Here is a 4678-nt window from a genome sequence, read left to right as displayed (position 1 = left end):
CCAAGGAGACCGCGCCCAAGAAGTCGCTCCCGGTGCGCAAGCTGGAGTCCATCAAGGCCAGCACCGTCGCCCCGTGCGCGCCCGCGCTGAACTGAACCCGGTGAGACGGGGTGGGGGTCCGGCTGCCGGACCCCCACCCCTGCGCCCAGTCCCGCACCGCCAGAGGAGAGGTCCCACAGTGACCGAGTTCGCCCTCGACGCACCGGTCCTGGTCCGGCCGTACACCGCCCGCAGAGACGGTGACTTCGCCGTGATCGGTGACGACAGTCGTCAGGTCTACCTGTCCATCCCGGCCGAGGGCCTCGACCTGCTGGAGTGGCTGCGTGACGGCGCCACAGTCGGTGAGGCCGTCCGCCGCTTCGAGGCGACGCACGAGGCGTCGCCGGACGCCGACGCGTTCCTCCAGGCGCTGGCCGACGAGGGGTTCCTCGCCCCGGCCGGCGCGCACGACCCGCCGGCCGCCGGCCCGGCCCGGCCGCCACGCGCCGGGCATCTGGCGTGGCTGTCCCCGCAGGCCGCGCGGCGCCTGTTGAGCCGGCCCGTGCTCGCCGTCTGCGGGGTGATCGTCGGAGTCGCGGTCGTGATGGCCGTCGACCGGCCCGGGCTGGTGCCCGGACCGTCCAGCCTCATGTTCCACTCCCACTTCTGGGCCTACCTGCTGGTCGTCCTGGGCATCGCGGTGGTCGGCGTGTGGCTGCACGAGCTGGCCCACGTGGTGGGGGCGCGCGCCGCCGGCACGTCGGCCCGGATGACTGTCGGCAACCAGATGTACGCCATCGTCGCGCAGACCGACCTGTCCGGCATGTGGATGGCGTCCAAGCGGGAACGTTTCGTCGCGGTGCTGGTCGGGCCGCTCGTCGACGTGATCGGCGCGGCGCTGCTGTTCATCACGCTGTGGCTGAACGACGTCGGCGTCCTCGGCCTGCCGGAGCCGGTACGGCTGGTGGTGGCCGGCGTGCTGTTCACGTCGTTCATCCGGCTGCTCTGGCAGACGTTCCTGTTCCTGCGTACCGACTTCTACTACCTGATCACGACGGCGCTGGACACCCGGAGCCTGATGGCCGACACCGGCGCCTACCTGCGCAACCTCGTCCGGCGGGTGTTGCGCCGCCGGCTCATCGACCAGTCCGGGGTGGGGCGCGGCGAGATGCGCACCATCCGGATCTACGCGGTCGTCTGGGTGCTGGGCCGCGTCGTGGCCCTGGCCGTCCTGTTCACCGCGACGATCCCGCTGCTGTGGTTCTACCTGGTCCGGGTCGTCGGCTTCTTCCGCGGTGACGAGATGACCGGCCAGTTCACCTGGGCGGACGTGCTCGCGCTGGCGATACTGTCGTTCCTGCTCGACGGCGGCGGCACCCTGATGTGGCTGCGGTCGCTGCGGCGCTCCAGCCGGCTGCGCCGCCGCGCGCCGGACCGCGTCCTGGTGGAGTAGGCCCCCGTAGACGACGACTCCGCCCGCGCCATCGGCGTGCGGGCGGAGTCGTCGTCTACGGGGCGCCTCAGCGCCCGGCGGACCTGCGGAACTGGGCGATCGCCAGGGGGATCGACAGGGCCAGCAGAGCGCCGATCCACAGCCCGGAGGCGGCGACCGGGTGTTGCAGCGGCCAGACGTCCGGCGCGGTGGACGGGTCGACGTTGCCGAACTGGACCCGGACCGCCTGGACGATCGCCGAGACCGGGTTCCACTCGGCGACCGGTTGCAGGACGCCCGGCATGGAGTCGATCGGCACGTAGGCGTTGGAGAGGAAGCCCAGCGGGATGGCGATGGTGAAGCCGGTGCTACTGACCGCCTCCGGCGCCCGGGACGCCAGCCCCACCACCGCCATCAGCCACGACAGCGCGTACGCGAATGCCAGCAGGATCAGGAATCCCAGCGCCGCCTCGGGCAGCGACGTGCGGCTGCGCCACCCGACGACCAGGCCGAGCAGCGCGGTGACTGTGATGACCACTCCGCTGTTCACCAGGTCGCTCGTGGTGCGGCCGACGAGCACAGCCGACCGGGAGATGGGCATCGACATCAGCCGGTCGACGATGCCGTTGCGCAGGTCGGCGGCGATCGCGGTGCCGGTGTTGACGGCACCGAAGAGGACCGCCTGCACGAAGATGCCGCCGAGCAGGTACTCGCGGTACGGCACCCCCTGCGCGTCGATCGCGCCGCCGACGATGAAGCCGAACAGCAGCGTCATCATCGCCGGCGCGATGGCGGCGTTGAGCAGCATCTCGGGTACGCGCAGGATCATCCGCAGGTTGCGCTTCGCGACGACGACGCCCTCACCGAAGGCCAGTACGACGGCGTTCACTGCTTCTCCTCCACGGTCTCCTTGACGGGTTCGTCGCCGGTGCGCCGGCCGGGGCCGCCGGTGAGGGCGAGGAAGACGTCGTCCAGCGTCGCCGTGCGCAGCGCGGCGTCCCGCACCGGTATGCCGGCCTGGCGCAGCAGCCGCGCGCCGGACAGGAGCGTGTCCACCCCGTCCCCGGCCGGCACGGAGATCCGGCCGGCGGTCTCGTCGACGGTGGCCGGACCGGTGCCGAGCGAGGTGAGCACCGCCTGCGCGGCGGTCAGGTCGGCGTCCGGCCCGACCGTGATCTCCAGGCTGGTGCCGGAGACCCGCCGCTTCAGCTCGTCCGGCGTGCCGCCGGCGACCACCCGGCCGTGGTCGATCACCACGATCTGGTCGGCCAGCCGGTCGGCCTCCTCGAGGTACTGCGTGGTCAGCAGCAGCGTCATGCCGCCGGAGACCAGCTCGCCGATGGTGTCCCAGAGCGCCGTCCGGCTCCGGGTGTCCAGGCCGGTGGTCGGCTCGTCCAGGAACAGCACCCGGGGCGTACGGATCAGCGCGGCGGCCAGGTCGAGGCGCCGCCGCATGCCACCGGAGTACTCCTTCGCCCGGCGCCCGGCGGCGTCCACGAGGTCGAAGCGTTGCAGCAGCTCGTCGGCCCGCTGCCGGCTCCGCCGGGCGCCCAGGTGCAGCAGCCGGCCGAGCATCTCCAGGTTCTCGAACCCGGAGAGGTTCTCGTCGACGGCGGCGTGCTGCCCGGACAGGCTGATCACCCGGCGTACCTCGGCGGCCTGGGTGACCACGTCGAACCCGGCCACCTCGGCCCGGCCGCCGGTCGGGGCGAGCAGTGTGGTGAGCAGCCGGACGGCGGTGCTCTTGCCCGCGCCGTTCGGCCCGAGGATCCCGGTGATGGTGCCCTCCGGCACCACCAGGTCCAGGCCGTCCAGCGCGGTCACCTTGTCGAACTGTCTGCGTAGCCCGTCAGCGACGATGGCGTTCGCCACGTCGTCTCCTCCCTCTGCGGTTCGGTCGGATGTTCACCGGCCGGCCGGCCGAACCGCAGTGGGAGCCGGTCGCGCCGGCCCGGTCAGAACTCGACCGTGAGCGCGGTCAGCCCGCGCAGCGTGAGCCCGGGCCGCCAGGGCGTCTCGTCGAGGCTCTCCGCCGGGCGCAGGTCGGGCATCCGGGCGAGCAGCGTGGTGATGGCGACCTGCCCCTCGACGCGGGCCAGCGGCGCGCCCAGGCACATGTGGGCGCCCCGGCCGAAGGCGAGGTGCCGGTTGGCGGTCCGTTCGATGTCGAGCCGGTCCGGCTCCGGGTAGCGGCCCGGATCGCGGTCGGCGGCCGCGAGGACCCCGATGACCATCTCGCCGCGGCTGATCGGCACGCCGCCGATCTCGGTGTCCTCGGCGGCGAACCGCGGGAAGCTGATCTCGATCGGGCCGTGGTAGCGCAGCATCTCCTCGACGGCGCCCGGTGCCAGCTCGGGCTTGTCGCGCAGCAGCTGCAACTGGTCGGGGTTGCGGAACAGCGCCAGGACCATGTTGCCGATCAGGTGCTGCGTGGTGCCGAGACCGCCGACCACGAGCAGCGCCACCATCTTCAGCAGCTCGTCGTCGCTCATCCGCTCGCCGTCGGCCTCGGCCAGGGCCATCCCGGAGATCAGGTCGTCGCCGGGCTCGGCGCGCTTGCGCTGGATCAACGCGTCCAGGTAGCGCACGAACTCCTCGATCTCCGCCATCACCTCGGCCGGGCTCATGCCCTGCGGCGCGGACTGCGCGGAGGTCGGATCCAGCGACAGCAGCAGCTCCGACCAGAGCCGGAACCGGTCCCGGTCGGCGCGGGGGATGCCGAGCATGTCGGACATGACGGTGAGCGGCAGCGGCACCGCGAAGTCCTCGACCAGGTCGAAGGTCCGTCCCTCGCGTCCGAGCAGCCCGTCGACCAGCTGGTCGGTGATCTGCTGGACGCCGGGGCGCAGCCGTTCGACGTACTGCGGCGTGAACGCCTGCTGCACCAGCCGGCGCTGCCGCGTGTGCTCGGGCGGGTCGACGCTGCCCATGCTGCCGCCGAGCAGCCGGACCACAGCCTCGGGCAGCGCCGGCGCCTCCATGCCCTCGGGCATCACCGTCGGGCTGGTCTTGAACCGGTGGTAGTCGGTGAGGAAGCCGGTGCACTCGTCGTAGCCGGTGACCAGCCAGACGTCCTGGCCGGTGGGCATCCGGACCCGGGAGACCGGGTTGGTGTCGCGGAGGGCGGCGTAGGTGTCGTAGGCCGTCTCCCGTGCGGCTGGTGACATCAGGTCCGGTTGTTCGGAGGTCGTCACGTCGGCGTCCCCTCTCCAGCGTTCGGCCGCACCGGTCGGCGCCGGCTCCGGATGAGCATTTCCGGGCCATGGC

The 4678-nt window shown here is 72.3% G+C and carries 4 protein-coding genes; 1 reads left to right on the top strand and 3 read right to left on the bottom strand.

The window, feature by feature from the left end; genetic code table 11:
• The first annotated feature begins 178 nt into the window (after nt 1–178).
• A complete protein-coding gene (locus O7622_RS22285) occupies nt 179–1432 on the top strand; it encodes a hypothetical protein (protein WP_282310137.1) in 1254 nt (417 codons plus the stop codon).
• 67 nt (nt 1433–1499) lie between these two features.
• Here the strand turns inward: O7622_RS22285 and O7622_RS22280 are convergent, their stop codons facing one another.
• The 3 genes from O7622_RS22280 to O7622_RS22270 form a co-directional block, all read right to left on the bottom strand.
• Complete coding sequence (locus tag O7622_RS22280; RefSeq protein ID WP_013287036.1) at nt 1500–2300, bottom strand: ABC transporter permease; 801 nt, start codon at nt 2298–2300, stop codon at nt 1500–1502.
• Nucleotides 2297–3283, bottom strand: a complete 987-nt coding sequence (locus O7622_RS22275; protein ID WP_282310136.1) for an ATP-binding cassette domain-containing protein — start codon at nt 3281–3283, stop codon at nt 2297–2299. Before O7622_RS22275 ends, O7622_RS22280 begins: the two co-directional genes overlap by 4 nt.
• A gap of 83 nt (nt 3284–3366) precedes the next feature.
• Complete coding sequence (locus O7622_RS22270; RefSeq protein WP_282310135.1) at nt 3367–4605, bottom strand: cytochrome P450; 1239 nt, start codon at nt 4603–4605, stop codon at nt 3367–3369.
• Nucleotides 4606–4678 lie beyond the last annotated feature (73 nt).

This window comes from Micromonospora sp. WMMD1076, assembly GCF_029581475.1.
GTDB classification, from domain to species: domain Bacteria; phylum Actinomycetota; class Actinomycetes; order Mycobacteriales; family Micromonosporaceae; genus Micromonospora; species Micromonospora aurantiaca.
Note: the sequence above shows the minus strand (reverse complement) of the source record. Positions and strands in the feature narration are given on the sequence as shown.